At 43.0% G+C, this 23,504-nt stretch carries 27 protein-coding genes and 1 other annotated feature; of the genes, 3 read left to right on the top strand and 24 right to left on the bottom strand.

Annotated elements, in window-relative coordinates:
* Positions 1 to 130 precede the first annotated feature (130 nt).
* From A0739_RS08020 to A0739_RS08010, 3 genes are all read right to left on the bottom strand, one after another.
* Entirely contained in the window at positions 131 to 2,371 is a 2,241-nt protein-coding gene (locus A0739_RS08020) for a DNA internalization-related competence protein ComEC/Rec2 (protein WP_061587624.1), read from the bottom strand.
* A complete protein-coding gene (locus A0739_RS08015) occupies positions 2,355 to 3,005 on the bottom strand; it encodes a helix-hairpin-helix domain-containing protein (RefSeq protein WP_061587623.1) in 651 nt (216 codons plus the stop codon). The genes A0739_RS08020 and A0739_RS08015 overlap by 17 nt, the downstream gene beginning before the upstream one ends.
* A gap of 66 nt (positions 3,006 to 3,071) precedes the next feature.
* The gene (locus A0739_RS08010) at positions 3,072 to 3,641 is read right to left on the bottom strand and encodes a GNAT family N-acetyltransferase (RefSeq protein ID WP_061587622.1); all 570 of its coding nucleotides are present in this window, start codon (positions 3,639 to 3,641) and stop codon (positions 3,072 to 3,074) included.
* A 176-nt stretch (positions 3,642 to 3,817) separates the two neighbouring features.
* Between A0739_RS08010 and ald the strand changes: the two genes are divergently transcribed.
* A complete protein-coding gene (ald, locus tag A0739_RS08005; RefSeq protein WP_061587621.1) occupies positions 3,818 to 4,930 on the top strand; it encodes an alanine dehydrogenase in 1,113 nt (370 codons plus the stop codon).
* A 50-nt stretch (positions 4,931 to 4,980) separates the two neighbouring features.
* Here the strand turns inward: ald and A0739_RS08000 are convergent, their stop codons facing one another.
* The 21 genes from A0739_RS08000 to A0739_RS07900 all read right to left on the bottom strand — a co-directional run bounded on the left by A0739_RS08000 (position 4,981) and on the right by A0739_RS07900 (position 21,272).
* A complete protein-coding gene (locus A0739_RS08000) occupies positions 4,981 to 5,967 on the bottom strand; it encodes a PhoH family protein (RefSeq protein ID WP_061587620.1) in 987 nt (328 codons plus the stop codon).
* An 80-nt stretch (positions 5,968 to 6,047) separates the two neighbouring features.
* A complete protein-coding gene (locus tag A0739_RS07995; RefSeq protein WP_001232084.1) occupies positions 6,048 to 6,263 on the bottom strand; it encodes a YozE family protein in 216 nt (71 codons plus the stop codon).
* On the bottom strand, positions 6,260 to 6,865 hold the full coding sequence (locus tag A0739_RS07990) for a GrpB family protein (protein WP_061587619.1): 606 nt from the start codon (positions 6,863 to 6,865) through the stop codon (positions 6,260 to 6,262). The genes A0739_RS07995 and A0739_RS07990 overlap by 4 nt, the downstream gene beginning before the upstream one ends.
* Positions 6,866 to 6,876: 11 nt before the next feature.
* Positions 6,877 to 7,731, bottom strand: coding sequence for an RNA-binding virulence regulatory protein CvfB (gene cvfB / locus A0739_RS07985; protein ID WP_061587618.1), 855 nt, complete (start codon positions 7,729 to 7,731; stop codon positions 6,877 to 6,879).
* Between the two features lie 59 nt (positions 7,732 to 7,790).
* Positions 7,791 to 8,348: a ribosome recycling factor gene (gene frr / locus A0739_RS07980; protein ID WP_001262235.1), complete on the bottom strand. Its 558-nt coding sequence runs from the start codon at positions 8,346 to 8,348 to the stop codon at positions 7,791 to 7,793.
* 7 nt (positions 8,349 to 8,355) lie between these two features.
* Positions 8,356 to 9,093, bottom strand: coding sequence for a UMP kinase (gene pyrH / locus A0739_RS07975; RefSeq protein WP_061587617.1), 738 nt, complete (start codon positions 9,091 to 9,093; stop codon positions 8,356 to 8,358).
* 83 nt (positions 9,094 to 9,176) lie between these two features.
* Positions 9,177 to 10,511, bottom strand: a complete 1,335-nt coding sequence (gene trmFO / locus A0739_RS07970) for a methylenetetrahydrofolate--tRNA-(uracil(54)-C(5))-methyltransferase (FADH(2)-oxidizing) TrmFO (protein ID WP_061587616.1) — start codon at positions 10,509 to 10,511, stop codon at positions 9,177 to 9,179.
* Positions 10,512 to 10,644: 133 nt separating this feature from the next.
* Positions 10,645 to 11,523, bottom strand: coding sequence for a 16S rRNA (cytidine(1402)-2'-O)-methyltransferase (gene rsmI, locus A0739_RS07965; protein WP_061587615.1), 879 nt, complete (start codon positions 11,521 to 11,523; stop codon positions 10,645 to 10,647).
* Between the two features lie 2 nt (positions 11,524 to 11,525).
* Positions 11,526 to 11,843 (bottom strand): DNA replication initiation control protein YabA, encoded by a 318-nt coding sequence (gene yabA / locus A0739_RS07960; protein ID WP_000358227.1) that lies wholly within the window; start codon positions 11,841 to 11,843, stop codon positions 11,526 to 11,528.
* Between the two features lie 145 nt (positions 11,844 to 11,988).
* A complete protein-coding gene (locus A0739_RS07955) occupies positions 11,989 to 12,879 on the bottom strand; it encodes a DNA polymerase III subunit delta' (RefSeq protein ID WP_061587614.1) in 891 nt (296 codons plus the stop codon).
* Positions 12,876 to 13,514: a dTMP kinase gene (tmk, locus tag A0739_RS07950; RefSeq protein ID WP_061587613.1), complete on the bottom strand. Its 639-nt coding sequence runs from the start codon at positions 13,512 to 13,514 to the stop codon at positions 12,876 to 12,878. The genes A0739_RS07955 and tmk overlap by 4 nt, the downstream gene beginning before the upstream one ends.
* Before the next feature lie 121 nt (positions 13,515 to 13,635).
* Complete coding sequence (proC, locus tag A0739_RS07945) at positions 13,636 to 14,433, bottom strand: pyrroline-5-carboxylate reductase (RefSeq protein WP_061587612.1); 798 nt, start codon at positions 14,431 to 14,433, stop codon at positions 13,636 to 13,638.
* A 3-nt stretch (positions 14,434 to 14,436) separates the two neighbouring features.
* A complete protein-coding gene (locus A0739_RS07940; protein ID WP_061587611.1) occupies positions 14,437 to 15,699 on the bottom strand; it encodes a glutamate-5-semialdehyde dehydrogenase in 1,263 nt (420 codons plus the stop codon).
* Between the two features lie 9 nt (positions 15,700 to 15,708).
* Positions 15,709 to 16,818, bottom strand: a complete 1,110-nt coding sequence (proB, locus tag A0739_RS07935) for a glutamate 5-kinase (RefSeq protein ID WP_061587610.1) — start codon at positions 16,816 to 16,818, stop codon at positions 15,709 to 15,711.
* A 101-nt stretch (positions 16,819 to 16,919) separates the two neighbouring features.
* Complete coding sequence (locus A0739_RS07930) at positions 16,920 to 17,819, bottom strand: RluA family pseudouridine synthase (protein ID WP_061587609.1); 900 nt, start codon at positions 17,817 to 17,819, stop codon at positions 16,920 to 16,922.
* Positions 17,803 to 18,270, bottom strand: coding sequence for a signal peptidase II (gene lspA, locus A0739_RS07925; RefSeq protein WP_061587608.1), 468 nt, complete (start codon positions 18,268 to 18,270; stop codon positions 17,803 to 17,805). The genes A0739_RS07930 and lspA overlap by 17 nt, the downstream gene beginning before the upstream one ends.
* The gene (locus tag A0739_RS07920; protein WP_001025723.1) at positions 18,267 to 19,175 is read right to left on the bottom strand and encodes a LysR family transcriptional regulator; all 909 of its coding nucleotides are present in this window, start codon (positions 19,173 to 19,175) and stop codon (positions 18,267 to 18,269) included. Before A0739_RS07920 ends, lspA begins: the two co-directional genes overlap by 4 nt.
* Positions 19,176 to 19,415: 240 nt before the next feature.
* Entirely contained in the window at positions 19,416 to 19,709 is a 294-nt protein-coding gene (gene rpmA / locus A0739_RS07915) for a 50S ribosomal protein L27 (protein WP_000916509.1), read from the bottom strand.
* Between the two features lie 15 nt (positions 19,710 to 19,724).
* The gene (locus A0739_RS07910) at positions 19,725 to 20,069 is read right to left on the bottom strand and encodes a ribosomal-processing cysteine protease Prp (RefSeq protein WP_000613698.1); all 345 of its coding nucleotides are present in this window, start codon (positions 20,067 to 20,069) and stop codon (positions 19,725 to 19,727) included.
* A 15-nt stretch (positions 20,070 to 20,084) separates the two neighbouring features.
* A complete protein-coding gene (gene rplU, locus A0739_RS07905) occupies positions 20,085 to 20,399 on the bottom strand; it encodes a 50S ribosomal protein L21 (protein ID WP_000109141.1) in 315 nt (104 codons plus the stop codon).
* A gap of 34 nt (positions 20,400 to 20,433) precedes the next feature.
* Positions 20,434 to 20,521 (bottom strand) — a sequence feature (ribosomal protein L21 leader region).
* Positions 20,522 to 20,585: 64 nt separating this feature from the next.
* Entirely contained in the window at positions 20,586 to 21,272 is a 687-nt protein-coding gene (locus A0739_RS07900) for a YoaK family protein (RefSeq protein ID WP_061587607.1), read from the bottom strand.
* A 155-nt stretch (positions 21,273 to 21,427) separates the two neighbouring features.
* Between A0739_RS07900 and A0739_RS07895 the strand changes: the two genes are divergently transcribed.
* Both A0739_RS07895 and A0739_RS07890 read left to right on the top strand, forming a co-directional pair.
* Positions 21,428 to 22,405 (top strand): Gfo/Idh/MocA family protein, encoded by a 978-nt coding sequence (locus tag A0739_RS07895; protein WP_061587606.1) that lies wholly within the window; start codon positions 21,428 to 21,430, stop codon positions 22,403 to 22,405.
* The gene (locus A0739_RS07890; protein WP_061587605.1) at positions 22,402 to 23,484 is read left to right on the top strand and encodes a DEAD/DEAH box helicase; all 1,083 of its coding nucleotides are present in this window, start codon (positions 22,402 to 22,404) and stop codon (positions 23,482 to 23,484) included. Before A0739_RS07895 ends, A0739_RS07890 begins: the two co-directional genes overlap by 4 nt.
* Positions 23,485 to 23,504: the final 20 nt, after the last annotated feature.

Genomic DNA, 23,504 nt, shown 5'->3' with positions numbered 1-23,504 from the left:
CTTTTACTGATTTTTCATGGTTATCATTGCATTTGTATCATTGGTACTGAAGATGCTTTTATTATATCGCTTTCCTCGCTATTATGCAACAGATTTTAGTTTATTTCACTAATATACAACACTTTTCTTCCTAACGAACGCTTTCCATTTGCCAACTTTTCCATCCTTTAAAGCGAATGGCTCCTTGCTGGTCAGTTCGGTAAACTTTGCTATTGATATTTTCAATTCGTGTCAAGGTTTCCTGATGGGGGAGTTTGGCACGATTGTTCTTGCCCACTGAAATGAGAGTAAGCTCTGGTTTGAGCTTCTCTAAAAAAGCTGGGCTAGATGAAGTCTTTGAACCATGTTGACCTGCCTTCAAGATATCCAACTCTAAGGTAGGGTATTGCTTTAAAAGTTCCTTCTCTCCCTTCTCCTTCAAGTTTCCAGTAAAGAGAAAGTGCTTATCCAAGAGTTTTCCATAAAGAAGGAGAGAATCATCATAACTTTCATCTCCAATCTTCCTTGGAGATAGGACTTCTAAGTAACTGCCAAAAATTGGTAAATTCTCCCCTCCTGTCACACTGCGTACCTTGGTTTGAGTCGCTTGTAGTTCTGCTACAAATTCCTTATGTGTCAGACTTCCTTTTGATACTAAAATCTCCCCTACATGGAAAGCCTTGGTCACCTCCAGCAAATCTCCAACATGCTCCTTGTCTGTGTTGGTCAAGATCAGCTGGTCAATCTTGTCTACTCCGCGACTTTTTAGATAGGGAATCAAGGTTCGCTGGGCATTGCTAGCCGTTGACTTTTCTTGCCAATCCTCTATTTTCTTATCAGATTCTGCCTTTCCGCCCACATCTATGAGGATGGTTTTACCAGTTACATCCCTTAGAAAAATGCTTTCTCCCTGCCCTACATCCAGCATGGTAATTTCATTTTCCAGCGGGTGTTTGGTTAAGAAAAAGAGTCCCACGATAAAGAGGCTGAACCCTGCTACTCTTTTGATGTTTTTCCTAAAATCATAGACCAATGCCAATGAAGCTAAGAGGAGAATCAAAAGCCATGCGTTTGGTTGTCCAAAGATCAAGGGCCTACTTGCCATCTGCGAAACCAAGCGAATGATGCCCTCCAACCATTCAAAGACAAGGTTAAGCTGAGTGACTGGGTAAACAAAAGACAGAATGAATAAGATAGACAAAAGTGGTAAGAAAACCAAGTCAAAAAGAAAGGAAAAGACAAATGTTAAAAGAATTGACCAAGGCTGAAATTCTGCAAAATAAAAGGAAAGAATGGGCAATATTCCCAAGGAAATGACCAGACTTTCTCTGGCAACAGCCTTGAGCCCCTCGCCTTCTTTACTAGTCATGGTCAAGATAAAGGCGTAGGCGCAGGACAAGACTCCTCCTGCAGTTAGGAAAAAGTTGGGCATGATGATAAAGAGAACAAGCACCGTCAAGGCAAAATTGTCCAAACCCTTGTAGCCATGTTGGGCCAGTAACTTTTGCAAGAGACTGCGAATGACCGAAGCTGAGAATCCTGTCAGACCTGCATAGATAAGGGAAAAAGGATAGGTCAGCCACTTCAACTTTTCTTGAGTCAAGCCCAATCGCAAGAGGTGTTTCTTAAAACCATCCATAAAGAAACCCACCTGCATACCCGACAAGGCAAAGAGATGGATAATTCCAAGACTGGAATAGAGCTCATTCATCTCCTCGAAGTCCGTATCCAGATGTCCCAGCAAGAGCCCCGTCATGTAGTTACGCATAGGGTCGGGAAAATGGCTCTTAATCCAAACAATAGCCTTTCTACGTAGACTCGATAGGTTTTCACCTATATCCCAACTGCTAACTTTTTTAAGTGACTGGATGCTCTTGATAGTCAGTGTCTGGTAAATCCCTTGAGTTTTCAGATAGGCTTGGTAGTCAAATCCACCAAAATTTCTCTGGCCTTCTGGCTCGGACAGTTTTCCTTCCAGTTCTATCTCATAGAGGTCTGTCAAGGCTTGAAATTGCTCTTTCTCTTCCTCGGACTGGAGTTTATAGTAAATTTGGAAGGTACGGCCGTCAGCCTTGCCCCGAAAGGACAGACTATCTCCATTGACTTTGATAGTATCCGGTAAAATCCGTACCCTCTCAACAGAATCCATTAGGTTTTGATTAGCTTGTGTCTGTTGCCAGTTATGAAACAAAAACCAAAATCCAAAAACTCCACAAATCGCTAAAATTTTACCAGCCGATTTCCAAGAAAATTGGAAAAAGAGACAGATGAGCAAAAAAACAAAACCTAGCAGTGCTAGATAGGACACTCCAAAAATGGCATAGTAAAGCCAGAGCAACAGAAAGCTCAGGTAGATTAGGGGGATAGGAAAATTCTTAATCCACTGTGACATAATCTTTTAGCTTTTCTATGGTCTTTGCGCCAATGCCAGAAACTTTCTTTAGTTCATCAACCGACTTGAACTTGCCATTTGCCTCGCGATGGTCGATAATATCCTGAGCTCGTTTTCCTCCCAAGCCTTTGACCTGCTTGAGTTCTTCCAGACTAGCTCTATTGAGGTTGACCTTCTTTTCTTTACTTGTTGAAGGAGTCGTTCCAGAGGCAGCCTGCTGACTAGCTGCTTCTTCTCCCTTAGTTGGAACATAGACAAGAGCCTCGTCACTGACTTTCTGAGCGAGATTTAGCGATTTGCTATCTGCCTCCTCTGTCAATCCACCAGCTTTCTGAACAGCATCATGAACTCGACTGCCAACTGGCAAATCATAAATTCCTGGCGATTTAACGGCACCTTTGACATCCACTGTGATTAGATCTTGTTCAGTAGATTCTTCCTTTTCCTCCTTCTTCACTTCTTTTTCAGACGATGAATCCTTTGAAACGGCTGCAACTTCAGCCTGCAAATTCGTTTCTTTCATAGATGTTTGTGAACTTGGCTTTAGCAGGAAAAAGCCTCCTAAGCCCATACCCAAACAAGCACAGATGGCAATGATTTTATATTCTTTGATTTTCTCGATAATTGCTTCCATATTTTCTCCTCTCTTAAGTTATTCGTAAGAGAAAGAAAAAACAGTCGAAAATTTCTTTTCAACTGCTTATTTATTTGCAAAATAGTCTTCCTTAGTCAAGACATAATAAACTCTTGTGATAATTCGACCTGGTTCTTTATTATCCATTCTGGCATAAGGTTCTTCGTGGGAAAAGCGCATATCTGATTTCTCCATGACCTTGCCTGATGCAGGATTGTCTTTATCGTGAAGAGCAGTCAACTTGTTCATTCCAATCTGCTCAAAAGCCAGTTCAATCACGGCACGATTGGCTTCTGTCGTCAATCCTTGATTCCAATATTTTTTATTGATAATGTAGCCAATGGCTGCCTTCTTAAGAACAGTATCGATCTTGTGCAAGTCAATGGTACCAATAAACTGACCATTGCTTTTTAGTTCGATTCCCCACCGTCCCAAGGGACTAGCCAAGTAAAACTGAGCTATGTTGTTCTTGGTTTCTTCTAAGCTTTGATTTGTTGGAAAAGTGTAGCGTGTATTTTCTCTGTCTGAGGCATACTCAAACATAGCTTCCGCATCGTCCAAGGTTACAGGTCGGAGCAATAAACGCTCCGTTTCTATAGATGGATACTGGGCAAATTTCACAAATATTGATTCCATGCTTTTTCCTCCATTGGAGCTTGATTCTCACTAGTTTAGCATAAATAAATTTGGATGACAAGTTTTTCTTGATTTTTGAAGCGGTTTCATATACAATAAAACCATCACATTTTTGATTTATGAACTGAAATGTGACAACTAAAACAATCCCGTCAATTGAAAGGTAGGTTATCTCTATGTTAATCGGAATCCCAAAAGAAATTAAAAATAATGAAAACCGTGTTGCCCTCACTCCTGCTGGCGTCCACAGTTTAGTCAGTCGTGGACATCGTGTCCTCATCGAAACAAATGCTGGTCTCGGTTCAGGATTTACTGATGCGGACTATCAAAAGCAAGGAGCTGAGATTGTCGCTACTGCTGCTGAAGCCTGGGCTGCCGAGTTGGTCGTGAAAGTAAAAGAACCACTAGCTTCTGAATATGGTTATTTGCGCGACGATCTTCTTCTCTTCACCTACTTGCACATGGCCGCTGCACCAGAATTAGCAGGTGCTATGTTAGCAGCCAAAACAACAGGAATTGCCTATGAAACTGTTCGTGACAATCAAGGACAACTACCACTCCTCGTTCCTATGAGTGAGGTTGCAGGTCGTATGGCTGTTCAAATCGGAGCTCACTTCCTTACTAAGCAAGCTGGTGGCTCTGGTGTTCTACTTGGTGGTGTACCAGGTGTTCCAAAAGGAAAAGTAACCATCATCGGTGGTGGTGTTGTCGGTACACATGCTGCCCGCATCGCCCTTGGTCTTGGTGCTCAAGTGACTATTTTAGATATCAGCGCGAAACGTCTCTCAGTTCTAGAAGAAGTCTTTGGAAACCAAATTCAAACTCTTATGTCCAATTCATTTAACATCGAAGCAAGTGTGAGAGATGCTGATGTGGTGATTGGTGCGGTTCTCATCCCTGGTGCCAAAGCACCAAAATTGGTGACAGATGAGATGGTCAAACAAATGCGTCCAGGCTCTGTCATTGTTGACGTTGCTGTTGACCAAGGTGGCGTTATCGAGACAGCTGACCGTGTGACAACACACGATGAACCTGTCTATGAAAAATACGGTGTTCTCCACTATGCCGTTGCCAATATCCCTGGCGCGGTTGCCCGTACTTCAACCATCGCCCTAACCAATGTCACTCTTCCTTATATCGAAGCATTGGCTGACAAAGGTTTTGCACATGCAATCTCTGAAGATGAGGGCTTGCGTCAAGGTGTGACCACTTATAAAGGTTACTTAACTAGCCTCCCAGTTGCTCAAGGCCTCGCTAAAGAGCACACGTCTATCGACGAACTTGTTTAAAGCTAGACACTCATTAAAAAAAAGCAGTTCACATCTGAACTGCTTTTTTGCTATTCTGTTTCTTCCTTCTTTTCTTCAACCCTAACTGGAGCTGGTTCATAAGCTCGGATGATTTGAGCGACAACTGGATGACGAACCACATCCTTGGCTGAAAAATGAACAAAGTCAATTTGGTGAATGTTCTTAAGTTTTTCTTGAGCATCAATCAAACCGGACTTAACATTGCGTGGTAGGTCAATCTGGCTGATATCTCCATTGACAATCATCTTGGAATTAAAGCCTAAACGAGTCAGGAACATCTTCATCTGCATGATGGTCGTATTTTGTGCCTCATCTAAAATGACAAAAGCATCGTCCAAGGTCCGCCCACGCATGTAGGCAAGGGGAGCGATTTCGATAATTTCACGCTCCATGAGACGGGTCGTCTGATCTTTGCCGAGAATCTGATACAAGGCATCATAAACTGGTCGAAGATAAGGATCCACCTTCTCCTTGAGATCACCCGGAAGAAATCCTAGACTCTCACCTGCTTCCACTGCTGGACGAGTCAGGATAATCCTCTTGACCTGCCCGCGTTTAAGAGCTGTCACTGCCAAGGTCACTGCAAGAAAGGTCTTCCCTGTCCCTGCTGGTCCGATTCCAAAGGTCACATCATGCTGTTTGACACTGTCCACATAAAGTTTTTGACCCAAGGTTTTGACACGGATCGGTTTCCCTGTATTGTCTTTGATAATTTCTTCTTCGTAAAGGGCGACAAACTTGTCGATTTCATCGTTTTTGGCCATGCTAATCGCAGTCACCACATCTGGCGTGCCAACGGTCATTCCTCGATTCACCAAGACCATCAAAGCCTGGATAACCTGACGGGCTTCCTCACAGGCAGACTCTTCTCCGATAACCTGGACAATTTCCGTACGGGCATGAATCACTACATCGAGCTCTTCTTCCATCAAACGAAGATGGCGCTCATTGGAACCAAAAAGATGGAACAAGTCATCTGGATGACTCAGTTGAATGTCTATTGAATGTTCCTTCAAATAAAGAACCTCTCTAATCCGTTTATTTCTTTATATTATAGCAAAGAGAACAATAAAATACTAGCCTCATCTCATTGTCTCTAGTGTTCTAAGTATTCTTGCCAGATGGCGTCAAAGTCTCCTAGGTTAAAAGAGAAACTGGCATGTTCTTCCAAAAAGCGACTCACCTCATCAAAATCATCCGTGTGTTTTGGAAAAGCTGACTCCTCAAAAGCGAGATCTGCTAAGATGGCTTTAGGGCTATTACTTTTCGGATTGCGCTCGGTCATGAGCCAAGTGTAAAATGATTTTCTCAATTCTTTCTCCTATCAAGAGTTTTTTGATGACACTTTTCTGATTCTTGAAAATTACTGGACTTAGCCTCTGAAACGTAGTGGTTTATAAAATCCGTTTTCGCATCAGTATAGGCGTCTCGATTGTGTTCAAATTTTTTCCACAAACTTAGTTTTAATTCCTGATACGCTTGGGCAATATCTGGATGCTGGCAGAGATAATCTCTAAAATAAATCTCGTCATGATCTCCCGTCATTCGCAAATGTAAATGAAAAACTTTCTCAGAAAATCCCTGCTCTGTATAGCCTTTATTTAGCGAAAACCTGTTAGGACTTTCCGACATCACTAGCCAACCATTCTTCACTAATAAATCCCTAACTCTTGCTAAATCCTCTTTTCTACCTACTTCTAACAGAATATCAACGATATTTTTAGCCCAAATATTAGGGATAGCAGTGCTACCGATATGTTCTATTCTTTTAATAACATTTGCACCCAATATTTTTTTCAGACTTGTTTTTTCCGATTCATACCAGTCTTTCCACTCTGACTTGTGCTCTACTAGAAAAATAGGAAAAAGTTGCCAGAGTTCCTCTAAACTCATTTCTTCAAGTTTCTTTATCATGTCTATAAGGTTTAAATCAACTCTGTCCCAAACTGGTCTTGCTTGATTTTACCATCCTTCATCAAGCCGCCGAGTGCTTTCTTGAACTGACCTTTAGAGATACCAAAGGTTGCCTTGATGTCCTCAGGAGAAGACTTATCATTCAAGGTCATGAAACCGCCATTGCTTTCCAAATAGGTCAAAATCATCTGAGCATCATTTTCCAACATCTCAAAGGAGCGTGGTTTGAGGGATAGGTTCAAGGTACGGTCCACTTCACGGAAACCGATGACACGCGCATCTAACACTTGCCCCAAACGTGGCTCTGCGTAGCGCTCACTTGGGTGAATGAAACCAAGCATGTTATTCTCTGGCAGATAGACAAAGGTCCCTGACAGCTTAAGACGGTAAACAATGGCTGGCCAGTTTTGGTTCTGCATGTTGTTGTAGGCAGGACGAGCCAGACGTTGGAAGTCTTCCTGATACGCCAAGAGTCCCCAGATTCGGTCTTTCTTGTCCACTTCAAGACGGATGTAAAGTTTATCACCCTTCTTAGGCCAGAGTTCCTTGAGCTCAGGGAGGATATCAAGTGACACAACGATTTCCTTATCAGGTAGACCGGTATCAACAAAGACACCCAAGTCCTTACGAACTTCTGTTACGGTTCCCCAACCAAATTGGTCCTGAGTGGCAGTCACTTCTAAGGTTGTCAGGCGGAGTTTCTGCTTCATATCCGTGTAGGTAAAACCTTTGACCGTATCCCCTACTGTATGTTGACCTTCTTCCTTAGCAAGAGCATAGGTCTGACCATCCTTTTGCACAAAGTAAAAACGGTCATTTTCATCGATGATGAGTCCAACGATAAAACTTGCAAGATTTGTATTCATATTTCCTTCTTTCGAATAAAACTCAGCCAGCAATGCCAACTGAGTTTTTCTGTTTATTTTTAGACTTCCAAGATTTCTTTTTCTTTATTGGCAGTCATGTCGTCGATGTGTTTCACAGCATCGTCTGTTACTTTTTGAATATCTTTTTCAAGAGTCTTCAATTCGTCTTCAGTGATTTCTTTTGCTTTTTCTTGTTTTTTAGCTTCATCCATAGCATCACGGCGGATATTGCGGACAGCCACTTTAGCATTCTCACCGACCTTCTTCACTTCTTTGGCAAGGTCACGACGAGTCTCTTCTGTAAGAGCAGGGATAACCAAGCGGATCACAGAACCGTCATTAGCTGGTGTAATACCAAGATCAGAAGCGTTCAAGGCACGTTCGATGTCTTTCAATGAAGACTTGTCAAATGGTGTTACCAACAAGACACGCGCTTCTGGAATGGTAATAGAAGCGATTTGGTTAAGAGGAGTTTCGACTCCATAGTATTCTACGTGGATACGGTCTAGTAAGCTTGCGTTGGCACGACCGGCACGGATACCTCCAAATTCACGAGCAAGTGATTGGTGAGACTGGGTCATTCTCTCTTTAGCTTTTTCTACAATTGCATTAGCCATAATTTTCTTATTCCTTTTCTTCGATATTGTTTGAAACTGTTGTTCCGATATTTTCACCAAATACGACACGTTTGATGTTGCCTGGTTGGTTCATATTGAAGACAACCAAGTCAATGTCGTTGTCCATAGAGAGGGTTGAAGCTGTTGAGTCCATGATACGAAGACCTTTGTTGATAACATCACGGTGGGTCAATTCTTCAAACTTAACGGCTGTCTTGTCTTTCTTAGGATCGGCATTGTAAACACCATCGACACCGTTTTTAGCCATAAGAATGGCATCTGCTTCGATTTCAGCTGCACGAAGAGCCGCTGTTGTATCTGTTGAGAAGTAAGGTGAACCAATTCCGGCACCAAAGATAACGATACGGCCTTTTTCAAGATGACGAAGTGCACGTCCACGTACATAAGGTTCTGCAACTTGTTGCATAGAAATAGCTGTTTGAACACGCGTGTCTACGCCAACTTGTTGCAATGAATCTGCCATCACAAGAGCATTCATAACGGTCCCAAGCATTCCAGTGTAATCTGCCTGAACACGGTCCATTCCTGCTTCTGCAGCAGGTTCTCCACGCCAGAGATTTCCTCCACCAATAACAAGGGCAATTTCGATACCTAAGCTATGAACTTCTTGAATCTCTTTTGCGATTGTTTGAACTGTTTGGATATCAATCCCTACGCCACGTTCACCGGCAAGGGCTTCACCTGATAACTTGATTAAAATACGATTATACTTGGGGTTCGCCATTTTTACTCTCCTTTTTTCATCCTACCTATTTTATCATAATTTCTAAGATTTTTATAGTATCATGAGCAATTCTTTGAAAAAAATTAGACAGTTAAAAATTCCTCTAAGTCAGCAAGAGCACGCTCTGCAATTTTTTCATAACGAGCTTTTTTATCACGGATACGCTCGCCTTCCAATTCCTTGATAATCCCAAAATTGACATTCATTGGTTGGAAATGTTTGCTATCAGCGTGAGTGATGTAGTGAGGCAGACTGCCAATCGCTGTGGTCCCTGGGAAGATAGCTTCACTTTCACCCTTGAAGAGACGAGCCGCGTTAACACCTGCAACTAAACCTGATGCTGCTGACTCGACATAGCCTTCTACACCGGTCATTTGACCAGCAAAGAAGAGATTTGGCTGTTTCTTAGAACGGTAAGTCTGTTCAAGAAGATTTGGTGAATCCATATAAGAATTGCGGTGCATGACCCCATAACGGACAAACTCAGCATTTTCAAGACCCGGAATCATTTGGAAGACACGCTTTTGTTCTCCCCATTTGAGGTGGGTTTGGAAACCGACGATATTGTAGAGGCTACCAGCCGCATTATCCTGACGGAGCTGAACAACCGCATAAGGAGTTTTGAATTCGCCATCACGAGGGCCTGTGTAGTCATCTGGATACTCAAGACCGACTGGCTTCATAGGACCATAAAGCATGGTTTTAATGCCACGTTTTGCCATGACTTCGATAGGCATACAACCTTCAAAGTACTTTTCTTTTTCAAAGAAATTGAGCGGTGCTTCCTCGGCATTGACTAAGGCCTCATGGAAATCCATAAACTCTTGCTTGGTCATAGGAGCATTAAGATAGGCGGCTTCTCCCTTATCGTATCGAGACTTGAGGTAGACCTTATTCATATCAATGGTGTTGACATCGATAATAGGTGCTGCCGCATCGTAGAAATAAAACCCATCTCCATCATTAAGGGCATGAATTTTTTCAGCTAGAGCATCGCTGGTCAAAGGACCAGTCGCTACAACTGTAATAACATCTGTCGGTAATTCTGTAATTTCATCACGCACTACTTCAATCAAGGGGTGGTTGGACACTTTCTCAGTCACCATCTGGGAAAATCCATCTCGGTCCACCGCAAGCGCCCCACCTGCAGGAACACGTGTAGCTTCAGCAGATTCCAAGATGACCGAACCCAAGCGACGCATTTCTTCCTTGAGGAGCCCAACAGCATTAGTCAGGGCATCGCCACGAAGAGAATTGGAACAAACCAACTCTGCAAAATTATCTGTTTTGTGCTGAGGTGTTGACTTGACACCACGCATTTCATAGAGTTTAACTGGAATACCACGCTCTGCGATTTGGTAAGCTGCTTCCGAACCTGCCAAACCAGCACCGATAACATTGATATAAGATTGAGACACGACACTAATACCTCTTTGGGTGGAACCTAAGTTCATATCAAAACAAGCTAATAGACTGTTTGACACCCACAAATCTTTCTAATTTTTCTTTTACTAGTATAACAAAAAAAGGGAAGAAGGCAAACTTCCCTGTTTAGTCATTTTCTTGATTTTCTTCCCAATCGTGATAGGCAGCGTAGAGCTGGCTTTTATTCCACTGGTAGAGTTTTGCAACTTCCTTAATGGCTTGATTTTTCTTCATTCCTTGCTGGATACGAGATTGTATTTCTGAAAACAAGTCCTCCTCGTCCTTTTCCTCCACATCCTGACTGGCACCTTCAACGATGAGAAGGCATTCTCCCTTAAGTGGAGTTTCAGCTATGCTTGCCAGCAATTCAGAGATGGTTCCTCGTTGGTATTCTTCATAGATTTTAGTCAATTCCCTGACCAAGACCACCGAGCGGTCACCGTAAACTGCTAGCATATTTTCCAATGTATCTGCCACACGATGAGGCGATTCATAGAAAATCTGAGTTTCAGGATAATCTTTTTTTGAGTCGAAAAATTGCTTTTGCTGGCCTGATTTTCTCGGTAAGAAACCATAAAAGATATGTGGTTGTGGCGCCAATCCGCTAGCAATCAAGGCAGAAATCCCTGCAGAGGCACCCGGAACTGTGACAACTGCAATCTCTTCCTCGATCGCTGCCTTGACTAAATCATGACCAGGGTCCGAGATGCTAGGTAGACCCGCATCAGAAACCTGAGCAATACTTTGCCCCGCCTTCAATAAACCGATCAAATCAGGAATTTTTTCCTTGGCATTGTGCTCATGAAAGCTGATTTGCTTGGTCGGAATGTCAAAATACTTGAGCAAAAGACCAGTATTGCGCGTGTCCTCAGCAGCAATCCAGTCCACCTCTTTCAAGGTCTGGATAGCACGAAAGGTCATGTCATCCAGATTGCCAATCGGCGTTGCTACTAGGTAAAGCTTGCCATAGGGAGACTGCCCCTTAAAACTTTTTTGAATCTGCATGCCTACTCCCTGTACAACAACTCGTCACAGAACATACATTCCTCGTCCTGCTCTCGGCGTTGCCCATAAAAATCATTACAAACGTGAAAACCATCTTTATAGATTCGTCGGACGCTTTCACGAACATGCTTGGCCTTGACGGGAGCATCTGCTTCCACCTCGCCTAAGCGTTCGCGCAACTTACTATTTTCTAAACGAAGAGCTGTATTTTCCTCTACCAAGCTCTTGAGATTTTTCTTGATGGCTTCCACATCGGCCAAGGTCACCAATAACTGTTGGGAAAAATCGTCCAGCGCATCAAATAATTCTTTCTTATCCATAAACCAGCCCTTTCCTTTCTATATCGTTCATTTTTAATACTCAATGAAAATCAAAGAGCAAACTAGGAAACTAGCCGTAGGCTGTACTTGAGTACGGCAAGGCGACGTTGACGTGGTTTGAATTTGATTTTCGAAGAGTATGAGTTTACATTTCTTTCAAGACCAAATATTCCAAGGCATTTTGAAAGCTAACATTAGCCTGCCACATTTTTCTAGCTTCTAGCAAATCTTGTAAAATCTGTCGAATCCTTGCTTGCAAGAGATCCTGCCCACAGAGAACTTCGAGGATTCGCAAGACCTGATCTTGTTTTTCCTTGTCATCTGCCAAACTGGCTAATTTCGCAACTTGGAGATAACTCTCTTTTTTCTTAGCTACTAACCAAGTCAGTAAGCGCTCGCTTTCATCAACTATAGTCCAAAAACTTGCCTGATTAGCCAACTTTTCAGCTTCAGCTCTCGATTGACTAAACTGGGCTAAGAGAGTTGCTTTTTTCTTGACTAGACCTGCTTGTTCTAATTGATGGATGAGCTTTTCTTCTTGCTTTTTAAAATGGAAAATCTGGGTCCGACTACGGATAGTCGGTAAAATTTTTTCCTCATCGCTGGTCAAGAAGAAAATATAAACCTCACTCTGGGGTTCTTCGATGACCTTGAGCAGAGAGTTAGCAGCGTTGGGATGCATTTTCTCCGCCTGCTCGATAATAAAAACCTGCTGCTGACTTTCAATCCCTGCTTGGGAAAACTGACCCACCAATTCTCGAATGCGTTCTGTCTTGATGACCTGATTGACTGGCTTAATCAAGGTGACATCGGGAAACTCTTCCTGTTCAATCAGCTTGCAGTTTCGGCATTTCTCACATGGTAGAACGCCTACTTTATCCGTACAAAAGAGGCTCTTAGCCAAAAACTGCGCCATTTCCAAGCTTCCAAAGAAACCTGAAAAGAGATAGGCGTGATTGAGCTGGTTTTGTTCTAGAATACGGACAAAGCGGTCAAACTGGTCTGGTTGCCAAGCCTTTAGTTGATCTTGTTTCATTTAGCCAATCCCATTCTGTCAAACAAGACCGCCTTGGTTGTATCCACAACTTGCTCCAAGGGAAGACTCGCATCAATCTTGACAATGCGATTTCCTTCTTTCTCCAGAAGAGAAAGGTAACCTTGACGAACTTTTTTGTGCAAGTCCAAACCTTCCAAGTCCAAACGATTGACCTCGCGATTACTATTGGCAGCAATGCGAGCCAGCCCTTCTTCCACCTCAATGTCAAAATAAAGTGTCAAATCAGGTTTGAGGCCATCTGTCGCAAAGTGATTGAGCCAATCAATGGCATCAATATCCAAGCCACGACCAAATCCTTGATAAGCAACGGAACTATCGATGAAGCGGTCCATAATGACCAACTTACCAGCTTCAAGAGCAGGCAGAACTTTTTCCACCAAGTGCTGTCTGCGACTTGCGATATAGAGAAGGAGCTCTGTTTTAGGATCCATTTGAGTATGACTTGGGTCCAAAATCACTTGACGAATCTTCTCCCCAATCAAAACTCCACCTGGCTCACGGGTCGTCAGCACCTCTACTCCTTTTTCCTCTAAAATGGGGAGTAGAGCCTCTAAAACACTGGTCTTTCCTGCTCCCTCTGGTCCCTCAAGAGAGACTAAAAATCCTTTTGACATGTCTAACTCATTTCTTTTTTTCTACCTTCTATTCTATCAAAAAAATAGGTTTTTGTGACAATCTTTTTGCGTCTTCTCTATTCAATCGACCATAAAAAGAGGTTGGGAGTCATCCAACCTCTTATTTACCTAGTTCTTGTGTTCGTTTATAGGCTTGATGAACTGCGTCCATGACTGTACCTCTAAAGGCATGTTCTTCCAGACTTGCTACACCCGCGATAGTCGAACCGCCTGGACTACAAACTTGGTCTTTCAAAACTCCAGGATGTTGCTGACTTTCGAGGACCATTTGTCCAGCGCCGACTACTGTTTGGGCTGCCATTTTCAAAGCCATTTCTCGTGGCAATCCTGTCTGTACACCCGCATCTGCCAAAGCCTCGATAAAGAGATAGACAAAAGCTGGTCCACAACCTGCGAGACCTGTCGCTGCATCGATTAAGCCATCTCCCAGCTCCACCAAGAGACCAGCCTTGGCCAATAATTGACAAAAGAGTTCACCGTCCTCAGCAAGACAGTTTGCTGACATGGCATAACTAATCACTCCTTGGCCGATAGCCACTGGAGTATTGGGCATGATGCGAACAATCCGGTGTTGACTTGGCAGAAAACTAGCCAGTTTTTCCAAGGTCAATCCAGCCGCCATGGAAATCAAAAGAAGGCTCTCTCGCTTTTCAAGAATGGTCTGATATTGAGAAAGCAAGTCTGAGAACTGAGCAGGCTTAACTCCTAGAAAAATCACATCTGCTTCTGCAAAAATTTCTTCATTGCTGGAAGCCTGACCACCGAAATTAGTGATGAAAGCTTCTACTTTCGCTTGACTACGATTGGCAAGGAGAATCTGAGCACCCGTCTTGGCCTGCAAAACAGCCTTAGCCAAGCTAGCTCCCATATTCCCCAAACCGATAAATCCAATCTTCATCTCTTACTCCCTTATCTGTCCGTCACCAGTAACCACATACTTGTAGCTGGTCAACTCTTTCAAGCCCATAGGCCCACGCGCATGCAGTTTCTGAGTAGAAATCCCCATCTCACATCCAAGTCCAAACTGGCCCCCGTCAGTGAAACGCGTTGAGGCATTGACATAAACCGCTGCTGAGTCCACTTGATCTGTAAAGTAAGTTGCAGCTTCAGCATTTTCCGTCACAATGGCATCTGAATGATGGGTACTGTGGGCTTCAATATGCGCAACCGCTTCTTCTAAACTACTCACAACCTTAACCGCTAGGATATAGTCTAAAAACTCGGTATCAAAGTCTTGGGCCTCCGCTGCTTGACCTGAAAGAAACTGACTTGCTTTCTCATCCAAGCGGAATTGAATTGGTTCCAGTCCAGCTTCTTTCCGACTTGTAACAAGAACTTGCTCCAAGCGAGGAAGGAAATCTGCTGCCTTGTCTTCATGAACCAGCAAAACTTCCATAGCATTGCAGACAGAAGGACGACTGGTTTTAGCATTGTTGATAATCGATAGAGCCTTGTCTTCGTCTGCATCCTTATCCACATAGACATGGACAATCCCAGTTCCTGTCTCAATAACAGGCACGATAGCATTTTCAACCACAGCATTAATCAAGCCAGCGCCTCCACGAGGTATGAGAAGGTCTAGATAGCCCTTGGCCTTCATCATAGCATAGCTGCTTTCACGGCTAGTATCTTCCACCAGTTGAATCACCTCTGGATGAATGGCAGTTGTCTCCAAACCCTTCTTCAAGGCTGTAACAATAGCATGAGCTGTTTGATAGGCGTCCTTCCCACTACGAAGAACGACCGCATTGCCACTCTTGAGAGCCAAAGCAGCCGCATCAGACGTCACATTTGGACGGCTTTCATAGATAATACCGATAACCCCCATAGCCACACGTTTCTTGGTAATAAGCAAGCCATTATCAAGATGACTTGTCTCTAGGACTTCGCCAATAGGATCTGGTAAAGCAACCACTTCACGAATCCCTCTTGCCATCGCTTCTATACGTCCCGCATCCAAATAAAGACGGTCTAGCATAACATCTGAGATTTTCCCCTTGGCCGCTGCCATATCGAGGGCATTGGCCTCTAAAATCTCCTCAGTAGCTGCCAATAACTGATCAGCCATGGCTAGCAAGGCTTGGTTTTTCACTGCTTCACTAGCAGTATTGATTGATTTCTTAACAGCCTGTACTTGTTCAAATTGTTCTTGTGTACTTACCATCGTTCACCTCTAAAATTCTGTAAAGAGCAGCTGGATTTCAGGAGTGATGGAAATCCAGTCATCACGGTGAATCAAGACTCCCTTAGCTTTTTGAGAACGGAGCATATCTTCTAGGGCTGAGACGCCAAATTGGACACGTCCCTTTCCAAGAGATTGACCTGTTTCTTTATCTGCTACTGTTACAATATCGTTGTAAGAGAAGTTTCCTTCCACTTCTACCACACCCGATAAAAGGAGACTTTTCCCGTTTTTTGAAAGTGCCTCTGCAGCTCCACCATCTACCCAAATCGTTCCCTGACTTTGAGCATAGAAGGCCAGCCATTGTTTCTGGGTACGAAGTCCCTTCTCTTGTGCAACAAAGAAGGATCCATCCCTAGTTTCTTCAGCTGCCTCAATCAAGGCATCTGATTTCAAGGAGGAGCAAATATAGACTGACACACCTGACTCCGTCGCAATAGTTGCAGCTTTGATTTTGGTCAGCATGCCCCCAGTTCCGTTTGAAGAACCTGCTCCACCAGCCATATCAATAATCTCACGATTGATAGTCTCGATTTTCTCAAGACGTTTGGCTGTTGGATCTGAGTTGGGATTGCCAGTATAGAGACCGTCCACATCGGTCAAGAGAACTAAAAGGTCTGCTTGGACCATCGCCGCTACCTGGGCACTTAGAGTGTCATTATCCCCAACCTTGAGCTCATCAATAACGACGCTATCATTCTCGTTAATGATAGGAATTGCACCACGATGGAGCAATACAGACAAGGCCTGATGTGCGTTCTTATAACGACGTTTATCTACAAAATCATCCTGTGTCAGCAAAATTTGCGCAGAGACGATTTGGCGCATGAGGAGGTTGGTTGTGTATTCTTCTAGGAGCAAACCTTGTCCTACTGCAGCTGAAGCTTGCTTATCTGCAATCTTGGTCGGACGCTTTTTAAAACCCAGAGCTCCAAATCCTGCCGCTACTGCCCCAGATGACACCAAAATCAACTCATGGCCAGTTTCATGCAACATAGCTAATTGCTGGGTAATTGCCTTTACTTTACTTCTTGATAAACTCCCGTCTTCATTTGTCAAGGAGGAGGTCCCCACCTTAAAGACGATTCGTTTGTACTTCATATTCTCACTCCGATTCTTCATATTTATCCATTATAACATGAATGTTTTAAAATAGAAAAGACTTGAAATAAAAAAGGTTGAGACAAGGCATCTCAACTCTTTTATCTATTCTCAGTTTGACGCAACCTTTCCAGCGTTTCTTTAAAAATCTCTGGAATATCTGCTGTGAACTCCAATGTTTCACCTGTTCTCGGATGGGTAAATCCTAGAGTTTTAGCATGGAGAAACTGTCCATGTCCTTTCAGGGTTTTACGAGGGCCATAGACCTCATCCCCAGCGACTGGATGGCCAATATAAGCCATATGAACACGGATTTGATGGGTGCGCCCTGTTTCCAGTTGCAACTCCACTAAGCTATAATCACCAAAACGTTCCAAGACGTGAAAACGGGTCACTGCCGGCTTCCCTTTAGCAGTCACAGCCTGTTTCTTACGGTCTTTTTCGCTACGACCAATCGGCGCTTCAATCACACCACGATCATTTGGCAGATTACCGTGAACAATTGCCCAGTATTTGCGGAGAGACTTCTTATCTTTTAGCTCTTGCGCAAGTGCCAAGTGGGCCTCATCATTTTTAGCAATCATGAGGAGACCAGACGTGTCCTTGTCAATGCGGTGAACGATTCCTGGGCGGAGAACTCCATTGATACCTGACAGGTCCTTGATATGGTACATGAGGGCATTGACCAAGGTTCTACTGGTATGACCTGCGCTGGGATGAACCACCATCCCTTGAGGCTTGTTAACGACTGCTACATCCTCATCTTGGTAGACAATTTCGAGCGGAATATCCTCAGCCACATACTCTAAAACCTCTGGTTCTGGCACGTGGTAAGTTACGACATCTCCCTCTTGGACTGTATATTTTGCTTTCTTGACTTGCCCATTGACCAAAACTTGTCCTACTTTGATTTGTTCATTAGCGAGACTGCGAGACAATTCTGTCAAATCTGACAGAGCCTTGTCTAAACGTTGCCCACCAGTTTCAATTTTTATTTCCATTTACTTCCTCTTTAAGCATTGCAATCAATAAAATAATGACACCAACTGTCAAATAGCTGTCAGCCACATTGAAAATCGCAAAGTTGATAAAGTCTAGGTGAAACATATCCACCACAAAACCTTGACTCATTCTGTCGATAAAGTTGCCCAGACCTCCCGCGATTATCAAGGTCAGTCCAAAAACTAACCAGAAAGAATCCTCCATGTGTTTATGTAAATACCATATGGCACCTGCCATGACGACCAGTGTAATGACAGCAAAAAACCACTGCTGATCTTGCAGCATGGAGAAGGCTGCTCCTCTATTTTGCAGGTAGGTCAAGCTAACGAGATTGGGGATCCACGAACGCACTTCACCCAGTGGTATCTGTTGGACGACATAGGCTTTGACCCACTGGTCCAGCCCAATCAAAAGCAGTACAATGACTGCCACTATTCCTCTTTTTTTCATGATTTCCTCTTCTGATCAAAATATTCTTGCATAACCTCAACGAAGAGTGTCCCAGCTTGACTAAGCTCCACTTCTTCCCGTTTGACATAGACCATGCGATTATCTAGATTATCCTTGAGACGAATAACTGTAATGCCATTAACACTGTCACTGTCTAAAAATCCAGATCCAGTCGCATATGCATCCGTTCGCTCTAAAATACCGTTTAAGGTAGCACGGTCTGTCACATTAAACATCTGGGAGCTAGCACTGGTATCGACAAAGTTCTCTGAATAGTAAAGATACTCGTCCTTTTCTTGAGTGAAACGAACTGTTGGTAAATCCGCTAGGTCCTCCATGACCAATTCCTCTTTCTGTGCTAAAGGATGCCCTTCACGCAGATAGATGTGGGTTTGAAAAGGGATCAGCTCAATAACTTCGAGACCTAACTTTTCAACCCTTTGCATGATGCCCTTTTGATTTTGATTGTTGAGGTAGATAATCCCAATCTCACTGTGCCCCTGAGCTACTTCATCAAGGATTTGAACTGTGGTAGACTCAAAAATACGGAAGTTTTTGTAGTCAGGATAGCGCTCTGAAAAAGCCGTAATAGTTGGTGGCAAGAAGTCATAGTGCTGGCTAGCAATAGAGAATTCATCTTTTTCTTCTTCAGGATTGGCATACTGATTTTGAAAAACATCAAATCCTTTGACCAATTCCTGCGCTTTCTCGTAAAATTCCATACCACGACGGGTCAAGAAAGTCCCCGAACTCGTCCGACGGAAAATCTTAAACCCCAGCTCTTTTTCCAAATCGCGTACAGAAATAGACAGACTGGGCTGACTGACATACATCTTTTCAGCAGCTTCACGGAAAGTACCACTGTTTGCAATAGCCACAACATAGCGTAATTGTTGAATATTCATCTTCTACCCCCAACTTCTCTATCTGTTTATTATACCATAAATCAGAAGTTTTCCACAAAGGGGAAATAATATCCATGATAAAATCCTACCACACTAGACTTAAAAAAGATGGGTATCAGCGTGGGTATCAAAACAAAAAAATAGGCTCTCCGAAAACTCGGAAAGCCTTATTTAATGCTACTTCTAGCTTCCTCGCCTTGTCATTTCAAGGCTCGGGATAAAAAGGTTCACTGGACCTTTTTATTTTGCGATTGGGTAAACAGAAACTTGTTTCTTATCGCGACCTTTACGTTCAAAGCGTACTACGCCTTCAACTTTAGCGAACAAAGTATCGTCTCCACCACGTCCAACGTTTACACCTGGATAGATGTGTGTACCACGTTGACGGTAAAGGATTGATCCACCTGTTACAGTTTGTCCGTCAGCTGCTTTAGCTCCAAGACGTTTCGCTTGTGAATCACGTCCGTTTGATGTAGAACCTCCACCCTTTTTGTGGGCGAAAAGTTGCAAGTTGTTAAGAGTCATTTTTAACATAATGTTTCCTCCGTGTTAGTTTTCTGTGATAACTCTGGTTTGGACGAACTCAGATGAGTCCTCCGATAAGTTTGCCATACCCAAGAAAAATGATTCGAAGAATAACTGAGTCATTTCTCTCTGGTGTGAAGGAAGATCTTTTGGTATTTCCACCATCAGATAGCCACCTTCATCTTCGTTTAATTCTAGGATTGGTTCATAGCCTGCAAATTTCTCAATGGAATTGATAAAGTTAATGGCAAGCGTAGAAACCGATGCACACACGACATCTAAGCCGTATTCGCCACTCTCGGCGTGTCCAGTAATTTCCGCACTCCTCAGCTCGCCATCTTCGGCTCTCTCAAAGACTGCCTGTATCATGTGTTCTCCTTAAAATTAAGCGTTGATTGCGTTGATGACAACTTTTGTATATGGTTGACGGTGACCTTGTTTACGGTGACTACCTTTTTTAGGTTTGTACTTGTAAGTAACAACTTTCTTTTGTTTTCCTTGTTTTTCAACAGTTCCAACTACAGTAGCTCCAGCAACAAGTGGAGTTCCGACAACAGTGTTTTCACCACCAACAAGAACAACTTCGTTAAAAGTAACTTCTTGACCAGCTTCAACGTTCAATTTTTCAACGTAAACTGCTTGACCAACTTCAACTTTAACTTGTTTTCCGCCAGTTTTGATAATTGCGTATGTGCTCATTATGCACCTCCTATGATTTTTTGGGTTTCCCCGTATTTTTGTGAAGACTCGCCTAGCATCGTGGGACGAACCACTTTATACTCACTATGTGAGCAACGATGTTCGTGCGGTTGCACAGGACTGTGCATAGTCAACTCTTCAAGTATAGCATATCTTCTTTTTTCTTACAAGTAAAATCAATTAAAATTAAGCTTTCTCTTTCCCTTTTTTTCTCCAAGAAGCAAAAAGCATACTGAAGTAAAAGATACTCATCATAAGAGGAACACCTAGAATTGTCTTCTCCTGATAGTAAATCGTCAAATAAGCTGAAAAAACAACTCCGAAGACAAAACTGCTAAGTAAGCTAACAAAAATCAAGCCCTCTCGTAGGAAAGGCGTATGCTTGGTCCGGAAATAATCTCCAAAAGCCAACATGGTACGTTTAATATTCCCTGTCATAAAAGCATTATTATAGGCAATACCTGACACTTCTCCAAAAGCAGTTGTCACCAGACCCATACAAAAGGCCAAGGGCGGTACGAGATAGATATTATCAACCGTTTGCGGCACAAAGCCTATAATTAGGGACAGGACTGCAAGAGGAATCAAGGACAAAATCGGCTTTTTAACAATTCGTAGTTTTTCCTTATACAATGTCAGAAAAAAGACACCCATCATAAAGAAAAGCAAGGTCATTACTTTAGCACTAGCATCCAATACATTTTGTTGAATGAGTCCTACAGAAAGAAAAACGACATTCCCAGTCTGTCCAGCCACAAGGGTATTCCCTCGCACGATAAAGGTATAGGCATCGACATATCCTGCACAAAAAGTCAAAAAAAGCGCTAGTCTCTTAGACTGACGTGATATTTTTCTTATTGGTAATAATCTCATTTTCTCCCCCTTTTCATTTCATCTACCTATCTAAATATTGTACCACTTTCTCCAAGAAATGCGTAGTCCATTTGAAAATTTTTACCATCTGTTGGATAGTCCTTCTTTTCTATGTTATAATGAAGGAAGGATTTGAAGTCGGAAAAGGAGTATTTATGCTTAAATTAGGTATCATCGGAACAGGGGCTATCAGCCATCATTTCATAGAAGCAGCCCATGCTAGTGGAGAATACCAGCTGGTTGCAGTCTATTCTAGAAAACTAGAAACTGCCGCAACCTTTGCTTCTCGCTATGAAAATATCCAACTCTTTGATCAATTAGAAGACTTCTTTAAGTCTTCCTTTGATGTGGCCTATATCGCCAGTCCAAACTCCTTGCATTTTGTTCAAGCCAAGGCTGCCTTGTCTGCTGGTAAGCACGTCATTCTTGAAAAGCCAGCTGTCACTCAGCCACAAGAATGGCTGAATTTGAGACAGACAGCTGAGAAAAATCACTGTTTTATCTTTGAGGCAGCTCGTAATTACCACGAGGAAGCCTTTACCACTATCAAGAATTTTTTGGCAGACAAGCAAATTTGGGGAGCAGATTTCAACTATGCCAAATATTCTTCCAAGATGCCTGACTTATTGGCTGGACAGACGCCAAATGTCTTTTCAGATCGTTTTGCTGGTGGAGCCCTTATGGATTTGGGGATTTATCCTCTCTATGCTGCTATTCGCCTCTTTGGAAAGGCTCAGGACGCGACTTATCAGGCTAAACAGCTTAACAATAGCATTGACCTAAATGGAGATGGTATCCTCTTCTACCCTAACTTTCAAGTTCATATCAAGGCTGGGAAAAACATCACTTCCAATCTTCCTTGTGAGATTTACACATCAGATGGAACCTTGACCCTTAACACGATTGAACATGTCCGCTCATCTATTTTTAGCGACCACCAAGGAAATCAAGTCCAGCTCCCTATCCAACAGGCTCCTCATACGATGACTGAGGAAGTTGCTGCATTTGCACAGATGATCCAGAAACCAAACCAGACACTTTACCAGAAATGGCTGGATGATGCAGGCTCTGTTCATGATTTACTCTATACCATGCGCCAGACTGCTGGCATTAGATTTGAGGCAGAAAAATGAAAACCAAACTACCGACTGAATGGCAGGAATTGAGTGACCAACTCGGTTTCCAAGAATTTACCCCCATTCAAACTCAACTATTTGAGCCTATACTTGCTGGAGAAAACCTCCTAGGAGTGAGCCCAACAGGAACTGGTAAGACCCTCGCTTACCTCTTGCCAAGTCTTCTCAGACTACAAAAGAAAAAAGCCCAACAACTCTTGATCCTAGCACCAAATACAGAACTGGCTGGGCAGATTTTTGACGTATGTAAAACCTGGGCAGAGGCCATTGGCTTAACTGCTCAGCTCTTCCTATCAGGTTCCAGTCAGAAACGCCAGATTGAACGCCTTAAAAAAGGGCCAGAAATTCTGATTGGAACACCTGGTCGTATCTTTGAACTAATCAAATTGAAAAAAATCAAGATGATGAACGTGGAAACCATCATTCTTGATGAATTCGACCAGCTGCTTGATGATTCTCAGATTCATTTTGTTGAGAAGATTACCCACTACGCACCTCGTGACCACCAACTCATCTACATGAGTGCAACTACCAAATTCGACCAAGATAAGATTGCACCTAACACGCGCACCATTGATCTCTCGGATCAAAAGTTAGATAACATCCAACACTTCTACATGCAGGTAGACCAACGTCACCGAGTGGATATGCTACGAAAACTAGCTCATGTTGAGGATTTCCGTGGTCTAGTCTTCTTTAACAGCCTCTCAGACCTTGGAAGCGCAGAGGAAAAACTACAGTATCGGGATATCTTAGCTGTTTCTCTCGCTAGCGATGTCAATGTCAAGTTTAGAAAAGTTATCTTGGAAAAGTTTAAGGACAAGCAGCTAACCTTGCTCCTTGCAACTGACCTTCTGGCTCGTGGAATTGATATCGATAGTCTAGAATGTGTCGTAAACTTTGATATTCCTAGAGATATGGAAACCTATACCCATCGTGCTGGCCGTACAGGTCGCATGGGCAAAGAGGGATATGTTATCACTCTCGTAACCCATCCTGAAGAACTTAAAAAACTCAAGAAGTTTGCAAGTGTAGGTGAAATTGTCCTAAAAAACCAAGAACTCTATATCAAATAAGGTTGGCTCTCGCCAACCTT

This window comes from Streptococcus oralis (assembly GCF_001588645.1).
GTDB lineage: Bacteria > Bacillota > Bacilli > Lactobacillales > Streptococcaceae > Streptococcus > Streptococcus oralis_AB.
Note: the sequence above shows the minus strand (reverse complement) of the source record. Positions and strands in the feature narration are given on the sequence as shown.